The 16,856-nt window shown below is 65.9% G+C and carries 21 protein-coding genes; 12 read left to right on the top strand and 9 right to left on the bottom strand.

Going from position 1 to position 16,856, the window contains the following annotated elements:
- Nucleotides 1-18: 18 nt before the first annotated feature.
- The 3 genes from ABIA65_RS33505 to ABIA65_RS19095 all read right to left on the bottom strand — a co-directional run bounded on the left by ABIA65_RS33505 (nt 19) and on the right by ABIA65_RS19095 (nt 1,942).
- Entirely contained in the window at nt 19-366 is a 348-nt protein-coding gene (locus tag ABIA65_RS33505) for a DUF8617 domain-containing protein (protein ID WP_502919585.1), read from the bottom strand.
- Between the two features lie 72 nt (nt 367-438).
- A complete protein-coding gene (locus tag ABIA65_RS19090; protein WP_354524566.1) occupies nt 439-1,308 on the bottom strand; it encodes a hypothetical protein in 870 nt (289 codons plus the stop codon).
- Between the two features lie 280 nt (nt 1,309-1,588).
- The gene (locus tag ABIA65_RS19095) at nt 1,589-1,942 is read right to left on the bottom strand and encodes a hypothetical protein (protein ID WP_354524567.1); all 354 of its coding nucleotides are present in this window, start codon (nt 1,940-1,942) and stop codon (nt 1,589-1,591) included.
- A 79-nt stretch (nt 1,943-2,021) separates the two neighbouring features.
- On the opposite strand from ABIA65_RS19095, the gene ABIA65_RS19100 reads away from it, so the two are divergent.
- Entirely contained in the window at nt 2,022-2,186 is a 165-nt protein-coding gene (locus tag ABIA65_RS19100) for a hypothetical protein (RefSeq protein WP_354524568.1), read from the top strand.
- A gap of 203 nt (nt 2,187-2,389) precedes the next feature.
- Nucleotides 2,390-2,830, top strand: coding sequence for a DUF2510 domain-containing protein (locus tag ABIA65_RS33510; RefSeq protein ID WP_502919586.1), 441 nt, complete (start codon nt 2,390-2,392; stop codon nt 2,828-2,830).
- A 128-nt stretch (nt 2,831-2,958) separates the two neighbouring features.
- Here ABIA65_RS33510 and ABIA65_RS19110 read toward each other — a convergent pair whose 3' ends face one another.
- The gene (locus ABIA65_RS19110; RefSeq protein WP_354524569.1) at nt 2,959-3,345 is read right to left on the bottom strand and encodes a DUF5997 family protein; all 387 of its coding nucleotides are present in this window, start codon (nt 3,343-3,345) and stop codon (nt 2,959-2,961) included.
- A 28-nt stretch (nt 3,346-3,373) separates the two neighbouring features.
- Here ABIA65_RS19110 and ABIA65_RS19115 point away from each other — a divergent pair, with 28 nt between their 5' ends.
- Both ABIA65_RS19115 and ABIA65_RS19120 read left to right on the top strand, forming a co-directional pair.
- A complete protein-coding gene (locus ABIA65_RS19115; protein WP_354524570.1) occupies nt 3,374-4,087 on the top strand; it encodes a LysR family substrate-binding domain-containing protein in 714 nt (237 codons plus the stop codon).
- 85 nt (nt 4,088-4,172) lie between these two features.
- On the top strand, nt 4,173-4,526 hold the full coding sequence (locus ABIA65_RS19120; protein ID WP_354524571.1) for a cupin domain-containing protein: 354 nt from the start codon (nt 4,173-4,175) through the stop codon (nt 4,524-4,526).
- 24 nt (nt 4,527-4,550) lie between these two features.
- Here the strand turns inward: ABIA65_RS19120 and ABIA65_RS19125 are convergent, their stop codons facing one another.
- The 3 genes from ABIA65_RS19125 to ABIA65_RS19135 form a co-directional block, all read right to left on the bottom strand.
- The gene (locus ABIA65_RS19125; protein ID WP_354524572.1) at nt 4,551-4,991 is read right to left on the bottom strand and encodes a CDGP domain-containing protein; all 441 of its coding nucleotides are present in this window, start codon (nt 4,989-4,991) and stop codon (nt 4,551-4,553) included.
- A 58-nt stretch (nt 4,992-5,049) separates the two neighbouring features.
- Nucleotides 5,050-5,463, bottom strand: a complete 414-nt coding sequence (locus ABIA65_RS19130) for a CDGP domain-containing protein (RefSeq protein WP_354524573.1) — start codon at nt 5,461-5,463, stop codon at nt 5,050-5,052.
- A 322-nt stretch (nt 5,464-5,785) separates the two neighbouring features.
- On the bottom strand, nt 5,786-6,964 hold the full coding sequence (locus ABIA65_RS19135; RefSeq protein ID WP_354524574.1) for a geranylgeranyl reductase family protein: 1,179 nt from the start codon (nt 6,962-6,964) through the stop codon (nt 5,786-5,788).
- Nucleotides 6,965-7,082: 118 nt separating this feature from the next.
- Here ABIA65_RS19135 and ABIA65_RS19140 point away from each other — a divergent pair, with 118 nt between their 5' ends.
- From ABIA65_RS19140 to ABIA65_RS19170, 7 genes are all read left to right on the top strand, one after another.
- Nucleotides 7,083-7,823: a TetR/AcrR family transcriptional regulator gene (locus ABIA65_RS19140; RefSeq protein WP_241399987.1), complete on the top strand. Its 741-nt coding sequence runs from the start codon at nt 7,083-7,085 to the stop codon at nt 7,821-7,823.
- Nucleotides 7,824-7,922: 99 nt separating this feature from the next.
- Nucleotides 7,923-8,666, top strand: coding sequence for a hypothetical protein (locus ABIA65_RS19145; protein WP_354524575.1), 744 nt, complete (start codon nt 7,923-7,925; stop codon nt 8,664-8,666).
- Between the two features lie 40 nt (nt 8,667-8,706).
- Nucleotides 8,707-10,275, top strand: a complete 1,569-nt coding sequence (locus ABIA65_RS19150; RefSeq protein WP_502919593.1) for an HD domain-containing phosphohydrolase — start codon at nt 8,707-8,709, stop codon at nt 10,273-10,275.
- A gap of 40 nt (nt 10,276-10,315) precedes the next feature.
- Nucleotides 10,316-11,818: a flavin-containing monooxygenase gene (locus tag ABIA65_RS19155; protein ID WP_354524577.1), complete on the top strand. Its 1,503-nt coding sequence runs from the start codon at nt 10,316-10,318 to the stop codon at nt 11,816-11,818.
- Nucleotides 11,819-11,946: 128 nt separating this feature from the next.
- The gene (gene nrdF, locus ABIA65_RS19160) at nt 11,947-12,909 is read left to right on the top strand and encodes a class 1b ribonucleoside-diphosphate reductase subunit beta (RefSeq protein ID WP_502919594.1); all 963 of its coding nucleotides are present in this window, start codon (nt 11,947-11,949) and stop codon (nt 12,907-12,909) included.
- A 151-nt stretch (nt 12,910-13,060) separates the two neighbouring features.
- Complete coding sequence (locus ABIA65_RS19165; RefSeq protein WP_371746822.1) at nt 13,061-13,834, top strand: SDR family NAD(P)-dependent oxidoreductase; 774 nt, start codon at nt 13,061-13,063, stop codon at nt 13,832-13,834.
- Between the two features lie 79 nt (nt 13,835-13,913).
- On the top strand, nt 13,914-14,333 hold the full coding sequence (locus ABIA65_RS19170; RefSeq protein ID WP_354524579.1) for a DUF3349 domain-containing protein: 420 nt from the start codon (nt 13,914-13,916) through the stop codon (nt 14,331-14,333).
- Nucleotides 14,334-14,345: 12 nt separating this feature from the next.
- On the opposite strand, the gene ABIA65_RS19175 is transcribed toward ABIA65_RS19170, so the two are convergent.
- Entirely contained in the window at nt 14,346-15,392 is a 1,047-nt protein-coding gene (locus ABIA65_RS19175; RefSeq protein ID WP_354524580.1) for an NAD(P)-dependent alcohol dehydrogenase, read from the bottom strand.
- Nucleotides 15,393-15,545: 153 nt separating this feature from the next.
- Entirely contained in the window at nt 15,546-15,821 is a 276-nt protein-coding gene (locus ABIA65_RS19180) for a YciI family protein (protein ID WP_241399978.1), read from the bottom strand.
- Nucleotides 15,822-16,006: 185 nt separating this feature from the next.
- On the opposite strand from ABIA65_RS19180, the gene ABIA65_RS19185 reads away from it, so the two are divergent.
- Nucleotides 16,007-16,855, top strand: a complete 849-nt coding sequence (locus ABIA65_RS19185; RefSeq protein ID WP_354524581.1) for an urea amidolyase associated protein UAAP1 — start codon at nt 16,007-16,009, stop codon at nt 16,853-16,855.
- The last annotated feature ends 1 nt before the right edge of the window (nt 16,856 follow it).

Here is a 16,856-nt window from a genome sequence, read left to right on the forward strand (position 1 = left end):
TCCGGTGGAAATCTGGGCTCAACCCTCTGGAAGAAATGACCTGTGCTCGGGACTGTGGGGTTCGTCTTGGCGCCACAGACGCCCGCACTGAGAGCAGACGACGTCGAGTCGTTGATGCGGGAGGAGATAGCTGTCCAGCAGGTCAGACAGCACGACTCTGTCCGACGCGTCAGGCAGATGCGAAAAGTGCTGGGCCATCCAGGAGTCGCGCCGGTCGTTCCGTATCGCCGCGACGTAGTCGGCAGCGGCGTCGGCCCAGGACTCCAGGGCTGTCTCCTCGTCGCTGCTACTGATTATCCAGAATTCGTCTGGCGGTGGGCTCGCATTCTGAGAGACGACTTTCCCGCAATGACACCTGAACTGCATTCGGCGAGTGTGGCACCCGGCGCACCGCTGAAGCGACCGATTAAGCGTGTCGCCCGAGGCCGACCCACACGATCAGATTTCCACCCAGGATGGTTCCGATCCCAGCGCGGCATTGAACTCCGTGATCTGCGCCGGGGTTGTGTATGTGATGTGCAGATCCTCGCTGTCCGATGAGACGTAGAAGCGTTCCGCGCGTTCGGGTGGGGCGAAGATGGGTGCGAGCTGTTCGATCAGCCCATCGGGCAGGTACTTGGCATACCTGGTGAAGGGCAGCGAGTATCGGGTGGTGCCCGTCTCGAATTCGATGACGGCATTGGATACCGGTTCCAAGCTGGGACGCTGTGGGTTGTCGTCGGTCATGTCACACCTGATCTGACGCAACGGTCCGTTGTATCCGCTGATGCGGGCGAACTCGCGCACGATCTCGAATGCATCGTCGTCGTAGAACTCCACCTGGTTGGTGAAGAACGCGAGGTGGCGAAGTGGTGGATCCCGATCGTCCCCCAGCATTTCCAGAACCCTCCCCACGGGGTGGAAGCCCATGTCCTCGAATATGTCAGTGTGTTCGGCGCACTCGACGACCTCGTCATCGTGTACTTCGCCGGGCTCGAGAACCCCGGCGGTTTCCAGCAACGCGAACGTGGACAGTAGTTGTTCCCGCAGTTCGGGCGCCAGTGGGTGCCGCCACCGGGGCGAATCCGCTTGGTGCGGTTCGGGTGGCCAGAATGGCGGCTCTTCGTTGCGAGCCTCGTGAAACGTCTTGTAGGCCTGCCGGACACACCAGAGACCAAACGCCAGAACTCCCCAACCGAGCAGCTGGTTCGGCATGGGGGTATTGGGAATCGATTGACTCGCGAGCCAGCCCATGTAGAGACCGATGCCCAGGTAAAGCGGCGGACCAATCCAGCGCAGCCGGTACAGCATTAGGTTGAACAGTCTCATCCCCCGCGAGTTCACCGCGCAATCATGCCCGACCAACGGACACGTCAGTACGCATATTCGGGATGCAGCGGCTGTCGCTGGGAGTTCGCGCGGCGGCGTCGGTCAGCCGCACCACGGCGTACCTTCGGTAGCCGCTCATCGCGTCCATCTGCGCGGGCACTACGGCACCGTGGATGTGGTGGTGGCGCAGCATACGAACGGAGATACGGAGGACCCGCCGATCGGTGTCACGGACGGGTGTCGTTCATAGCAATGACGTGCCGTCTGGGTCCGGTTCAGATCAATCCGACGGCGCGGGTGGAGTTTCCCCCGTTTGCGCCATGTCGTGCAATGCGTCGGCCACCAGAGACTTGATCCCTGCCAGTGCCTTGTATGGGGTGGGGGCCAGGAACGACAGGGACGGGAATTCGGCTGACAGCCCGACGAACTCACAGTCCCCGTCCGACCACTGCGCCTCGTACTGGTAATGCTCCGGTCTTCGTCCGTCGGGGCCGTGCACATCCGGGCAATCGGCGAGACAGCATCCGCAGACGGGGGTGTTGCCATCTCCGACGAGGAGGTTGGTGGTGTTGACGCACTCGCAGTCCGGACACTGGCACGGCATCAGCGGCTCACTGTCGTCGAGCACCTTCATGGCGTCGAGGATATTGGGGGGGGACCGACACGGAGCAGACGGTTGGTGTTCACACCACGGTGTCAGAGACCATGTTCGGATGTCGACAACCGTTGAGGTAATCCTCATCACCGCTCTGGTCCTCGGCATCGTTGTCGCGATGTTCGGCTTGATCTACGCCTGGGAGAGGTGGGTCAAAGGCACTCGACTGGAGCAGCGCATCGATCGCTTCTTCGATCGCGTCAGCGACATGTTCGACCGGTAGCGTCACGCCGCGATGATCCTGGCGTTCGGTCAGGACATGGTGCGATCGGTCGCGGGTCCTGCAGATGGCATCACATCGGTGCGCCGACAAGGGCGAACAAGTTTCGGATTGTGGCCGCCGATAGTCCATCTCGCCTGTCGCGCGACACGCTATGGTCGCTCAACCGGGTCGGTATTGGCGCCCGCGTCAGGGAGGAGCAGTCGGTGACCCAGACGCCCGCCGGTTGGTACAACGACCCCGAGGGATCGCGAGGCCAGAGGTGGTGGGATGGCCAGCGGTGGACCGCTCACCATCTTCCATCGCCGCCGATGCCGCAGCACATCCAGACGGCCGGGTCGAACCCCGCCACCGGAATGAGCTCGGGTACGAAAGCGGTGATCGCCCTGTTTGTCGCCGCTGGAGTGGGGCTCATCAGCGTGGGAGCGAGTGAGGTTGTGAAATCCGAGAGCCGCAAGTGGCACGACTACGGCTACGAGGTCGGTGAGAGCGCCGGGAGCCTCGTCAAAGAAGGACATGGCAACGCGATGGTCTGCAAGGCAGCTATCGACACACGCCTCCGACTCCAAGATGACGGAGACGGCATAGATTACCCGGCCGCCATGGGCGGCTGTCTCGACGCCATCCACGATGCGGGATACAACTGAGGCTCTCGACTGCGGGGTGAACCCGTTGCTGGACAACATTCGATGGCTCAATCTCTTAGCGCTTGAACCCAATTCGTGGCCACAAGGTGCCTACGCTCACCCGTATCAGTCGATGAGAGAGTGCAGAATCAGTTCTCGCGAGTCTGCTCCGCACGCAGTGACTTAAGGCGGCGCTCCTCGCGCAGCACCTCTTGGAAGCTCTCGCGTTCCGCGACGAGCCACTCGGGCTTCTCCTCGAGCAGCGCATTGATCTGCTCGGTGGTGAGCGCATCTGTGACTCCGCTGCGCGCGAGCCCGGCGATCGAGACACCGAGCTTGGCTGCCACCAGGTTCTTCGGGTGCGGCCCGTTCTTGCGGAGGTCCTTGAGCCACTGCGGCGGGTCCGCCTGCAGGGCGGTGAGCTCGGCGCGGGTGATCGGGTTCTCCTGGAACTCGGCAGGCGTCGCCGGCAAGTACACGTCCAGCTTCTTCGCCGCTGTGGCGGGTTTCATGGACTGCGCGTTAGGCCTGCTCATGGCACAAGCGTATCGGTAGCCTGATGCGGTGACCTCGCTCCGCCTCACCGTCGGGTACGTACCCGGCGTGACACCCGCGAAGTGGGCTCGGACCTGGGCGGAGCGCCACCCTTCGGTGCCGCTGCAGTTGCGGGCCGTCGCCGCGGCAGACGCTGCCGACGGCGTGCGGGCCGGCACCGTCGACGTGGCTTTGCTCCGGCTGCCGGCTGACACGTCCGGGCTGGCCGTCATCCCGCTCTATGAGGAGACGACGGTGGCCGTGGTGCCGGCCGATCACATTCTCACCGCCGTCGACGAGATCGCCGCCGCAGATCTAGACGGCGAGCCGATGCTGCTCCCACTTGACGACGTCGTCGACTGGGTGGGCGCTCGCGGCACCCCGGTCGATGATCGGCCCGAGACCACCGAGGACGCAATAGAACTCGCTGCCGCGGGGATCGGTGCGCTCGTCGTCCCGCAGTCGCTGGCGCGGCTGTATCACCGCAAGGACCTCACGTACCGCCCGATCACCGATGCGCCCACCTGCCCTGTGGCGCTCGCCTTCCCGGACGGGCCGCAGGCGGAACTGGTCGAGGAGTTCATCGGGATCGTGCGGGGCCGCAAACCGAGCTCGTCGCGTGGTCAGACCGAGCCGGTGCCGAAACGCACGGCACGGGAGAAGACGCTCGCGAAGCAGGCCGCCCGCGCCGCCGCGGGCAAGGTCGCCCGCAAGTCGAGTCCGGCCAAGCGCGGTCGACGCTAACGCAACGACGCGGCAGCGGAGTGCGTCTAGCTGGCGCACCGGACGATTCGGGAATTGCGGGCCTGCGCGCACGGTTCGTGCACATATGACAACTGGTGGTGATGTTGCGTCCTTCGGTCCTAACGCGCCTGGATATGTGTGGAAGTCGACCGCAGACGTCGCACCGATCGAAGTGTTTCCCGGAATCACCGTCCAACCGCTCTGGAAGGGCGCCAACGGTGCCCATGCCGCTGTCACAACGATCTCTCCAGGCGCGGTCTGGGTCGGCGAAGACCTCCATGACCCAGGCCCCGAAGAGGTCTACGTGGTCTCCGGTGTGCTCAACGACGGCGTCAACGACTACGCCGCAGGCACGTTCCTGCACGCGCCGGCCGGATCGTGGCACGTACCGCAATCCACGGAGGGTTGCGTGTTGTTCCTCTTCTACCCGGAAGGCTGACGTTTCCCGGGTCAGGCGTCAGCGCTATGGCGCTGGGGGCGCCGGTGGGGCTGGCAGTTCCGCTGGAGCCGGCGGTGCCGGTGCCGGATCCGGCATGTGCCCTGGCTCGTCGGGGAGAACGGTGTCCGCGCGCACCTCGTACGTGTCCAGACTCGTGATCTTGTCGTCGACCCAGCCGCCCGGGTAGTACGTGCAGTTGGTGCCCCAATAGGAGTCGGAGCAGCTGCTGGTTGCGTTCTTATAGTGGCGGGGAACCCCGATGACCCGGCGGCGCGTCCACGACCCGTCCGCTCGGATCGGGTCGTCGCAGATGAAACGGTTCTCCGAGCCCAGGAAGCCCCACGGACGGCTCTCGCAGTTCGCCGGCATCTCGGCATTGGCGGCGGGCGCGAGGATGGTCGCTGCGCCGATGAACGTTCCGAGTCCGAGCAAGAGAAGCGTACGGCCGGTGCCGATGACGGTCATGGCGATCCTTTTCGAGTGTCGAGAATTGAAGGCGTGCGATGTAACTGCGACGTCAGCATTAGGGGGCTGGCGGGGCCGCCGGTGCCGGTGCCGGATCCGGCATGTGCCCTGGCTCGTCGGGAAGGACGGTCTCCGCACGCACCTCGTAGGTGTCGTGGCTCGTGTACTTGTCGTTGACCCAGCCGCCCGGGTAGTGGGTGCAGTTGGTGCCCCAGTAGCCGCGCGAGCAGCTGCTGGTTGCGTTCTGATAGTGGGCGGGAACCCCGATGAGTCGTGTCCGCGTCCACGACCCGTCCGGTCGGATCGGGTCGTCGCAGATCTGACGCGTCTCTGAGCCCAGGAAGCCCCACGGGCGATACTCGCAGTTCGGACGAGGTTCGGCATTGGCAGCGGGCGCGAGGATGGTCGCCGCGCCGATGACGGTTCCTAGTCCGAGCAAGAGAAGCGTACGGCCGGTGCCGTTGACGGTCATAGCGGTCCTTTTCACGTGTCCAAAAATTTAAGGCAGCGTTAATTTACCTGATCGTGATGTTTGCTGTTTGCGAATCGACACGCGAATTAGTGACTTAGGTCGCTTGTGGCGCCTGGGTTGGCGTTGGCTCGACGGAGAAATTCGCCAGTTGATTCTTCGTCGGCCGCACGATTGGCGCTCCCGGGAAAGCGCCTTCGGACGACGGGAGGAGACTCTTGCGATGTCGGGCCGAGCCCAATGTCAGGCGGTGCCAATTGTGAATCTGGCGACGCCCCACCTGTGCTTTGCGTCGTCAGATTCACACTCGGCGAGCCGAACTCGGCTAGGTGTGCTGCGGGCCCTGTTCCTTCTTGTACATCGCCCGCAGCAGCCGGTCACGGAACGCGGCGTTGTCGATCAGCTTCACGCCGGCTCTGGCCAGCGTCGGCTGCCCAATCAGCTTGTGCATGTAGCGGCCGCGCCGGTACTCCCGGCCCCACGCCGCCTCCATCCGCTGCGCGTAGTTCGTGAAGTCGTTGGGACCACCGTTGGTCAGCGCCGCGATCGCGCATTCGCCTGCGGCCAGCCCGGATTCGAGTGCCTTGGAAATGCCCGCGCCCGACGCCGGCTTGCCCGCGCCCAACGCGTCACCGGTGAACAGCACACCCGGCCGCCACGGCGGCCATGCGGTGAAGCCCATCGGCAGACGCCACGCCCGCACGCTCTTGTTCTTCTTGAGTTCCTCGATGGCAGGCAGCTCCCAGTCGCGCGGCAGCGAGCGCAGAAACTCGCCGAGGAACTGCGTGGCGTTGATCGACTGCCAGTTCTTGTAGCTGTTGACGTAGCCCAGGCCGATGTTGAACAGGCCGTTGCCCATCGGGAACACCCAGCCGTAGCCGGGCAACTGGTCACCCTCGAAGACGAGCTTCAGATAGATGTCCAGGGAATCGGAGTCGGCCCGGTTGGCGTGCATCTCCGAGCGGATCGCGATCGCCGAGTAGCCGTTGTACTCCGAGTCGACCTTCAGGGCTCGCTTGATGGGGGAGTAGGCACCGTCGGCGGCGATGACCGCATCGCCGTGGATCTTCTCGCCGCTCTTGAGCACGACGCCGATCACGCGACCGCTCGCGTCGAACTCCGGGCCGGCGACCTCCGCTCCCTGGCGGACCTCGGCACCTGCGGACTCGGCGTGCTTGAGCAGCACGGTGTCCAGGTGGGTGCGGCTCACGGTGTGCCCGTGATCGGGCATACCGGGGCGCTTCGGGAATGACAGCTCCCAGGCGCTGGGGCTGAACACCGTCACCCGGTTGACCCGGTGATAGGTGGCGACCTCGTCGGCCAACCCCATCTTCTGCAGGTAACTCACTGCGCGTGCGGTGAGCCCGTCGCCACAGGGCTTGTCCCGTGGGAACTCGGCCTTGTCGAGGACGATCACCCTCGCACCGGTTCGCGCCGCCTGCCACGCCGCGGCAGAGCCAGAAGGCCCTCCGCCGGCGATTACCAGGTCGTATCGCTGGGTCATGCGCCTCTCTCTTTTGCTCGTCGGCCCTGGATCAATGTTACTCGGCGGTATTGATCCGGGTCCGGGCGAGCGGCGCGGTCTTGGCAGGTCAGGCGGTACCAGCGGGTACAGTAAACGCGTGCGTCGACCGTCGATCCCTCGTCCGGGTGCCCAACCCGGTGTGAAGGTCGATGCGCGCAGCGAGCGGTGGCGTGAGCACCGCAAGAAGGTCCGCAGCGAGATCGTGGACGCCGCTTTCCGTGCGATCGACCGCCTCGGGCCCGAGCTGAGCCTGCGTGAGATCGCCGAGGAGGCCGGCACCGCCAAGCCGAAGATCTACCGGCACTTCACCGACAAGTCGGACCTGTTCCAGGCGATCGGCGAGCGGTTGCGCGACATGCTCGGAGCGGCCATCTTCCCGCAGATCGACCTCGCCTCGGATTCGGCACGCGAGGTGATCCGCCGCAGCGTCGAGCAGTACGTCCTGCTGGTCGACCAGCATCCCAACGTCTGCCGCTTCCTGATTCAGGGCCGGTTCGCCGAGCAGAGCGAGTCGACCATGCGCGCGCTCAACGAGGGTCGCGGCGTCACGCTGGCGCTGGCCGCCATGTTCAGCAATGAACTGCGTGAGATGGAACTCGACCGCGCCGCCATCGAGCTCGCCGCGTTCACCACATACGGTTCGGCCGCGGCCGCGACGGACTGGTGGCTGGGCCCCGAAGTCGACAGCCCCCGGCGGATGCCCGCCGAGGAGTTCATCGGCTACATGACGACGATCATGCTCGGCGCGATCAAGAGCACCTGCGAGCTGCTGGGCATCAAGATCGATCCCGAGCTGCCAGTGCACGAGGGTGTCCGCCGCCGCGAGTCCGTCGCTTGACCCGGTCGCTGCGCTGACCCGCTGACTCGCGACTGCGCACTCGCTATTTGAGGCGTTCGCCTCATGCGGTGATCACGGTGCCCCGGCGAGCATCGGAGTATGACAAACACAACACCCGCCGCCATCGTCGCGGCGCTCAACGAACAACCTGAACTCCCCGCGGGGGCAGACGAACGCTTCGCCGGATTCGGCATCATGGGGCTGCCCTTCGCCAATGGCCACTACCTGGGTTTGCGTCAGTTCCCGACCGCGACGTTCGCGCCTGCCTACGCCTCGGTGTGGCACCGCGACCCCGCCGGCACCTGGACGTTCTATGCGACGACGCCGGGTCAGCAGAGCTGCGCGCGGTACTTCAGTTCCTCGACGTCGACCGACGCGGTGCAGTGCGATATCGACGTCACCTGGGTGACGGCGTGGGCCCTTCGCATCCGGATCGACGGATTGTTGGACTGGACCGTTCAGCTCGGCGAGACCCCGGCCACCCGGTTGATCAGCCGAGTGGGGCGACGCCTGCCGGAGCGGGCGTGGACCAATCGCACGGCACTCGGTGTCATCAGCCGGGTCGCGGGCCGCGCCCTCGGCGTCGGTGAGATGCGCCTGGCAGGGTCGGCCTCCAACGGCCAGTCCTTCATGGTCGCGCCGCGGACGGTGTGGGCCGTGACCGCGTCCCACGCGACGCTGCGGGGCGAGCCGCTCGGTCCCACCGGACCGCTTCAGACTCAGGCGCGGTTGGGGGACTTCCGGCTACCCCAGCGGGGGATCGCGGTGGTCGCCAACGGGCACTTCGAGAACTTCGACCCGGACCGCCACCGGAGTTCTGAGCGCACAGTCGAATTGGGCTGATCAGGCTGAGTCGATGCGCACTACCAGTCACAATCGGCTGATGGTCCCGCTCGCCGCCCGGCCTGCGACGCCCAGCCGCGCCGAGATACTGGCCGCCTTGTCGGTGGCGGTGGATCTGGGGCTGGGCCAGCCTGCTGAGCACATGCTGCGGTCGGCGCTCATCGCCACCCGCATCGCCGATCGGCTCGGGCTCAGCCGTGCGGACCGCGACACCGCGTACTACACGACGCTCATCATGTGGATCGGCTGTCACGCCGACTCGCATGAGTACGCGCAGTGGTTCGGTGATGACATCGCGGTTCGGCACGACTCGTACCTGGTCGACTGGTCGGGGCTTCCGTACCTGCGCTTCCTGATGGGCAACGTGGGTCGCGGGCGACCGCTGCTGGCCCGCGTCAACGCGATGGCGGCGCTGGTCGCGAACGCGCGCGGCCAGCTGTCTGCGCTCATCCATTCGCACTGCACGTCGGCGGGCGCGCTGGCCGACCGGCTTGGTGTCGAGGGCGCGGTGCGCGACGCGCTGGCGTACGCGTTCGAGCGTTTCGACGGCGGCGGGCTACCGGGCGGGGTAGGCGGTGAGGCCATCCCGATCGCGATGCGGGTCGCCCAGCTCGCCGAGATGGTGGAGGTGCACGCGCGGTCCTACGGTGTGGACGGTGCCCTCGTCATGGCCAAGAGCCGACGCGGCGGCCAGTTCGATCCCGAGGTCGTGGACGCGTTCGTCGACGACGCACAGCAGATCCTGGCGAGCCCGCCGGGCGGTGACACCTGGGCGGCCGCGCTTGGCGAGGCGCCGGACCGCCGAGAGCCGCTCGGGCCGTCCGAACTCGACATGTTGCTCGTCGCGCTCGGTGACTTCGTGGACCTGAAGTGCCCCTTCACCCTCGGGCACTCTCAGGCCGTCGCGGCGCTGGCCGCCGACGCCGCAACTGCCGCCGGCCTCGACGCCGACTCCGTCACGACGGTCCGTCGGGCCGGTCACGTCCATGACCTGGGCCGGATCGGCGTCTCGAACCAGATCTGGTCCAAGCCAGGCAGTTTGACGTCGGCCGAGACCGAACGCGTGCGGCTGCACCCGTACTTGACGGTGCGCATCCTGTCCCAGGTCGCCGGACTGGAGAGGGTGGCCGAACTCGCGGGCAACCACCACGAGTGCATCGACGGCTCGGGATATCCGCGCGGCCTGGCAGGCGCCGGCCTTACGCTGGCCGACCGCGTGCTCGCCGCCGCGGTGGCCTACCAGTCGGCACGTGAGCCCAGGCCGTACCGAGAGGCGCTGTCCGCCGATGCCGCCGCGCACCGTCTGCGTGACCGGGTCCGGGCGGGCACGCTCGACCCCGTCGCCGTCGATGCGGTCCTGCATGCGGCGGGGCATCCCACGGGGCGAAGGGCGGCGCGGCCGGACAAGCTGTCTCCCCGCGAGGTCGAGGTATTGGGGCTGGTGGCCCGCGGGGCGTCGAACAAGGAGATCGCCGCGAGGTTGGTGATCTCGGAGAAGACGGCCCGCAATCACGTCGAGCGGATCTACGCGAAGATCGGCGTCTCGAACCGGATCGGCGCGAGCATGTATGCGCTGGACCACGGGTTGGCTCACCCCGTCACACCCTGAGCAGAACCCGGTACCAGCGTTCCCAGGTATCGTTGATGTCATGACGATTGCCGAACAGGCCGACGACGCCGTCCTCCACAGCGCCCCCGTCCGGACCCGAGCGTTGATCATCGGCTCGGGGTTCTCCGGGCTCGGCATGGCCATTGCCCTGCAGCGCCAGGGCGTCGACTTCCTCATCCTGGAGAAGGCCGACGAGATAGGCGGCACCTGGCGGGACAACACCTACCCCGGCTGCGCCTGCGACATCCCGTCGCACATGTACTCGTTCTCCTTCGAGCCAAAGCCCGACTGGCAGCACATGTGGTCCTACCAGCCGGAGATCTTCGACTACCTCAAGGGAGTGGCGGACAAGTACGGGTTGCGGCGCCACGTGCGCTTTGGCTCCTGCGTGGACCGCGCCCACTGGGATGACGAGGAGAAGTGCTGGCACGTCTTCACCACCACCGGCCAGGAGTACGTTGCGCAGTTTCTGATCTCGGGGGCCGGTGGCCTGCACATCCCGTCGATTCCCGATATCGAGGGCATCGACACCTTCGAGGGCGCGACGTTCCACTCCGCCCAGTGGGACCACTCCGTCGACATCACCGGCAAGCGCGTGGCGGTCATCGGAACCGGTGCCAGCGCCATCCAGATCGTCCCGGAGATCGTCGGCGACGTCACGGAACTGCAGGTCTACCAACGGACTCCGCCCTGGGTGATGCCGCGCGTCAACAACGCCTTCCCGGAGTGGATGCGCGATATGTTCAGCAATGTGCCGGGCACTCGAGCACTGATGCGGGCCGGGATCTATTGGCTGCACGAGGCGGTCGGCTTCGCGATGACCAAGCAGCCCCGACTGCTCAAGATCGGCGACCTGCTGGGCACGTGGAACATTCGGCACAGCGTGAAGGACCGCGAACTGCGTCGCAAGCTCACCCCGAACTACCGCGCGGGGTGCAAGCGAATCCTCAACTCCAACACCTACTACCGCGCTATCGCCGATCCCAGGACCAAGGTCATCACCGACGGCATCGCGCGGATGACACCCACCGGCATCGTGACCGCCGACGGCGTCGAACATCCGGTGGACGTGGTGGTCTTCGCGACCGGGTTCCACGTCACCGACTCCTACACCTACGTCGACATCAAGGGCGCAGGCGGTGAGGATTTGGTGGACCGCTGGAGCCGCGAGGGCATCCAGGCGCACCGCGGCATCGCCGTGGCTGGCATGCCCAACCTCTTCTTCCTCCTGGGCCCCAACACCGCGCTCGGCCACAACTCGGTGGTGTTCATGATCGAGTCGCAGATCCGCTACGTCGCCAAGGCGATCGCCGCCGTCGACAGGGCCAGGGCGAAGGCGCTGGCGCCGAGCAGGGCCGCCCAGGACGAGTTCAATCGCGGCTTGCAAGGTGAACTCGCGGACACGGTGTGGAACACCGGCGGTTGCCGCAGCTGGTACCTCGACGAGCACGGTGTCAACCGCACCCTGTGGAGCGGAATGACCTGGCAGTACTGGCTGTCGACACGACGATTTCGAAGGTCGGAATATGACGTTCTACGATGACACTCCACGACACGCCAACACCAGTGGTTGTGCTGGCGTTCGATGGGGGACACCAGGGGTAGTGTCATCAATGCCGCTCCGGCAAACAGACTTTCGCAGGTGAAATGAGGTTCGGCGTGTCCGATGGAATGAAGCTGGTCGACCGGGTCTCGGCCATCAACTGGAATCGCCTGCAGGACGATAAGGACGCCGAGGTGTGGGAGCGCCTCACGGGCAACTTCTGGTTGCCGGAGAAGGTGCCGGTGTCCAACGACATCCCGTCCTGGGGCACGCTCAACGCCAACGAGAAGCAGCTCACGATGCGGGTCTTCACCGGTCTGACGCTGCTCGACACCATCCAGGGCACCGTCGGCGCCGTCAGTCTGATCCCGGACGCGCTCACACCCCACGAGGAGGCGGTGTACACCAACATCGCGTTCATGGAGTCGGTCCACGCCAAGAGCTACAGCAACATCTTCTCCACGCTGTGCTCGACGTCCGAGATCGACGAGGCGTTCCGCTGGTCGGAGGAGAATCCGAACCTGCAGCGCAAGGCGCAGATCGTCATGAACTTCTACAAGGGCGATGACCCGCTCAAGCGCAAGGTGGCCAGCACGCTGCTGGAGAGCTTCCTGTTCTACTCGGGCTTCTACCTGCCGATGTACTGGAGCAGCCGCGCCAAGCTGACCAACACCGCCGACATGATCCGGCTGATCATTCGTGACGAGGCCGTGCACGGTTACTACATCGGCTACAAGTTCCAGAAGGGTCTGGCGCTCGAGAGCGAGGCCCGCAAGGCCGAACTCAAGGAGTACACCTACGAGCTGCTGTTCGAGCTGTACGAGAACGAGACCGAGTACACCCAGGATCTCTACGACGAGGTCGGCCTCACCGAGGACGTCAAGAAGTTCCTGCGCTACAACGCCAACAAGGCGCTGATGAATCTCGGCTACGAGGCACTGTTCCCGCGCGACGAGACCGACGTCAACCCCGCCATCCTGTCGGCGCTGAGCCCCAACGCCGACGAGAATCACGATTTCTTCTCCGGCTCCGGGTCGTCGTATGTGATCGGCAAGGCCGTCGTCACCGAGGACGAGGACTGGGACTTCTAGAGTCACCTGATCAGAAGTGGCCCAGGCGCTTTCGTTGTAATCGGTCCCCGCTCCTGGAAACGCACACCACTGCGCCCTAATCTGTTCGCGAGGAGTCCCTCCGCAATCGGCTGAGGGCTCAAATGCGAACGGAAGAAACACAATGTCTCCAGTGCTGCCCGCAGCGTTCGATCTGACCGGTCAGGTGGCACTCGTCACCGGATCGAGCAGCGAGCGCGGTATCGGGTTCGCCTCAGCCCGACTGTTGGGTCAGCTGGGCGCGTCAGTGATGGTCACCGGGACCACCGGCCGTGCATCCGAACGAGCCGACGAGTTGCGCGCCGAGGGCATCGCCGCGACAGCCCATATCGCCGACCTCATGGACCCCGATGCCGCGCGTGGACTGGTGGCGGCCACCGAGGCGGCCTTCGGCAAGGTCGACATCGTGGTCAACAACGCCGGACTGGCTTCAGTCAACATCCCCGAACGACCCAACCTCGTGACCGTCATGACCGACGACGAGTGGGCGCTGGCGCTGCGACGCAACCTGGACAGTGCCTTCTTCGTCACCCGGGCGGCGCTGCCAGGGATGGCCGAACGTGGTTACGGCCGAATCATCAACGTGGGCTCGACCGCCGGGGTGCTCACCGCCTACACCGGTGATGTCGGATATCACACCGCCAAGGCCGCAATGTTGGGGATGACGCGGTCTGTCGCCGTCGACTTCGCCAAGGACGGGGTGACGATCAACCTCGTGATACCCGGCTGGATCGCCACGGCTGCCCAGTACCCCTCCGAGGTCGAGGCGGGCAACGCGACTCCGATAGGCCGGTCGGCGACGGCGGCCGAGGTCGCTGCCGGTGTCGCCTTCCTCGCTGCACCGGGTGCCTCATACGTCACCGGCACCACCCTGGTGATCGATGGCGGTAACTCCCTCGGTGGATGAGGCCCGACCGAGGTCTCGAATTCGACCGTGAGGCCGGGTCGTGCTGGCGTGCCCGATACCGTGCCGCCACACTGGTCGGATGAACGCCAAGACGCTCTTCGCGTCCGTCATCGACTGGCTGCGCGCCGGCTACCCCGAGGGAGTGCCGGGACCCGACCGCGTGCCGCTGCTGGCGCTGCTGCGGGCCACGCCACTGACCGAGGACCAGGTCAGAGAGATCATCCGCAACATCACCGCCGCGGACTCGCCCGCGATCGTGGACGGCGCGATCAACACCGATGAGATCGAGACCTTCATCTCCGAGGTGACCCAGCACGACGCAGGCCCGGAGAACGTCGAGCGGGTGGCGGCCAAGCTCGCCGCGGCGGGATGGTCGGTGGAGGGTTTCGAGGCGGCAGAGGAAGACACCGCCCCGGCTGCCGCGAAGACGGCTGCTGCCGACACGACTGCTGCCGACACGAAAACGGGCGAGGCCCCCGAGGGGACCCCGCCCGCGTGAGATCGGGATCGACTACAGCGTCGAGTTGTCGATGACGAAGCGGTACCGCACGTCGCTCGCGAGCATCCGCTCGTAGGCCTCGTTGACGTAGGACGCCTCGATGACCTCGATGTCGGGGGTCACGTCGTGTTCGGCGCAGAAGTCCAGCATCTCCTGGGTCTCGCGAATGCCGCCGATCAACGAGCCAGAGATGCTCTTGCGCCCGAAGATCAGTGCCCCGGCCGGGATCGGCATCGGGTTCTCGGGCATGCCGAGTTCGACCAGCGTGCCGTCGAGGTTCAGTAGCCCGAGGTAGGCGGCCATGTCGAGGTTCGCCGACACCGTGTTGATGATCAGGTCGAAGCTGCCCCGCAGCTTCTTGAAGGTATCGGGGTCGCTGGTGGCGTAGTACTCGCCTGCGCCGAGCCGCAGCCCGTCCTCCATCTTCTTGAGCGACTGGCTCAGCACGGCGACCTCTGCGCCCATCGCGACGGCCAGCTTCACGGCGAGGTGGCCGAGGCCGCCCAGCCCGATGACGGCGACACGCTTGCCCGGGCCCGCATTCCAGTGCCGCAGCGGTGAGTAGGTGGTGATGCCGGCACACAGCAGAGGTGCGGCCTTGTCCAGCGGAATGGCGTCGGGGATGCGCAGCACATAGTTCTCGTCGACGACGATGGCCTGGCTGTATCCGCCCTGGGTGGGCTTGCCGTCGCGGCCCTTGCCGTTGTAGGTGCCGACCATGCCCGGTTTGGTGCAGTACTGCTCCTCACCGGCGCGGCAGTTGTCGCACTCGCGACAGGAGTCAACGAAACAGCCGACGCCAACGCGGTCGCCGACCTTGTACTTGGTCACCTCCGAGCCGACCTCGGTGACGACGCCCGCGATCTCGTGGCCCGGTACCAGCGGGAACGTCACGTCGCCCCACTCCTCGCGCACGGTGTGCAGGTCGGAGTGACAGATGCCCGCGAACGCAATGTCGAACGCGACATCGTGCGGGCCGACATCACGGCGCTCGATGGTGGTCTTGGTGAGTGGTTCGGTGGCCGACGTCGCGGCGTAGGCGGTAACGGTCGTGGTCATAGCTCTAACTGCCTCTTCATATCGTGTTGCAATTCAAACCCCCACCAAAAAGCTTAGCGAAGGTAACGGAATCGGGCGCAGCAGCGGGCCCTGCGACCTAGTTCAACGGTCGTCGGCGCGGGTTTAGTCCCGCGGATACATGATCGCGCGGATCTACAGACCTGGCGCGCGGAAACCGGCGTTGAAGCCGACGCGCTCGTAGCTCACGAGTCCGGCCACCTGATAGGGGTCGGTGGCGATGAGGTCCTCGGCGTCCTCGGTGCTGATATCACCGGTCACCAGCACGCCGCCCTTCTGCGATTCCTGGCGCCCGGCCAAGATCAGGCGGCCTGCGGCCACCTCGCGGGTGATCCACTCGAGGTGGGCGGGGCGCGTCTGGTCGACGACATCGAGGGGCTGCACGTAGGTCAGCGTGAGGACGTGAAACACGCCACGAAGACTACGGCACCACCGTTGGTGCGATACCTGTCACACGACAGACACATGCGACGCGTGTTGTTAACGAACGCCCCGTGATCGGTTACACCGGGGCAACCACGGACCCCGCGTTCTCCCGAAAACTGTCAATCGACAGAAATATTCGCTGAAGCGATATCGCGATACCGGGGAGAGTTGTGACGAGCGACACCGCCACCACCGCGGGGGCCAGGGCCCACGCCCGCGCACAGCACGGGCGCGCCACCGACTTCATGCGCCACGTGCCAGCATCGAGCAGCTCGACGGCACCCGAGGACGTCTCGACCGACCGCCTGGTGTGGTCGGAAACCATTGCACCAGGCGGATACACGGCCGCGGTGATGGCCCGCGGCACGCGCATCCGCCTCGCCGACCCCGACGGTGACGCGTGCGCGCACCTACTGCTGCACCGCGCCGACGGACCGCACGAGCGGCTCAACGTCGCCGACACCGTCAAGGTGCCGTGGCAGGCATACCTCGGCGTGGGCCATCCGCTGCTGAGCGGTTTCGGCCGCGTGCTCGCGACCGTGGTCGCCGACACGTCGACGGCCCACGACGCGCTCACCGGCACCACGACGCGGGCCGGCAACGACGCGAAGTACGGTGCGTCGGCACCGGAGTCCGCATCGCCTGCGGGACGAGATCTGCTGCTGCTGGGAGCGCTCAAACACGGTCTCGGACAACGTGATCTGCCGCCATCGGTGTCGTTATTCAAGGGTGTCCGGGTCGCCCATGACGGCTCCCTGCAGTGGCGGGGATCGGCGGGCCCTGGCGGCACCGTCGATCTCCTGCTGCACGTCGACGCGATAGTCCTCCTCGCGAACACCGCGCATCCCCTGGACCCGAGACCCGACTTCACCTGCTCTCCGCTGCTCGTGCACGCCTGGCCCGCCACCGGCGATCTCGACCGACTGGTTGCGGGTGAGCTCGTCGGCCCGCTCGGACCGGAACACCGCCAGGCAATCGCCAACACCGACGCCGATCTTCACGCCAGAGGAGTCCTGTGAG

The organism is Mycolicibacterium sp. 624 (genome assembly GCF_040548615.1).
Classification (GTDB): Bacteria; Actinomycetota; Actinomycetes; order Mycobacteriales; family Mycobacteriaceae; genus Mycobacterium.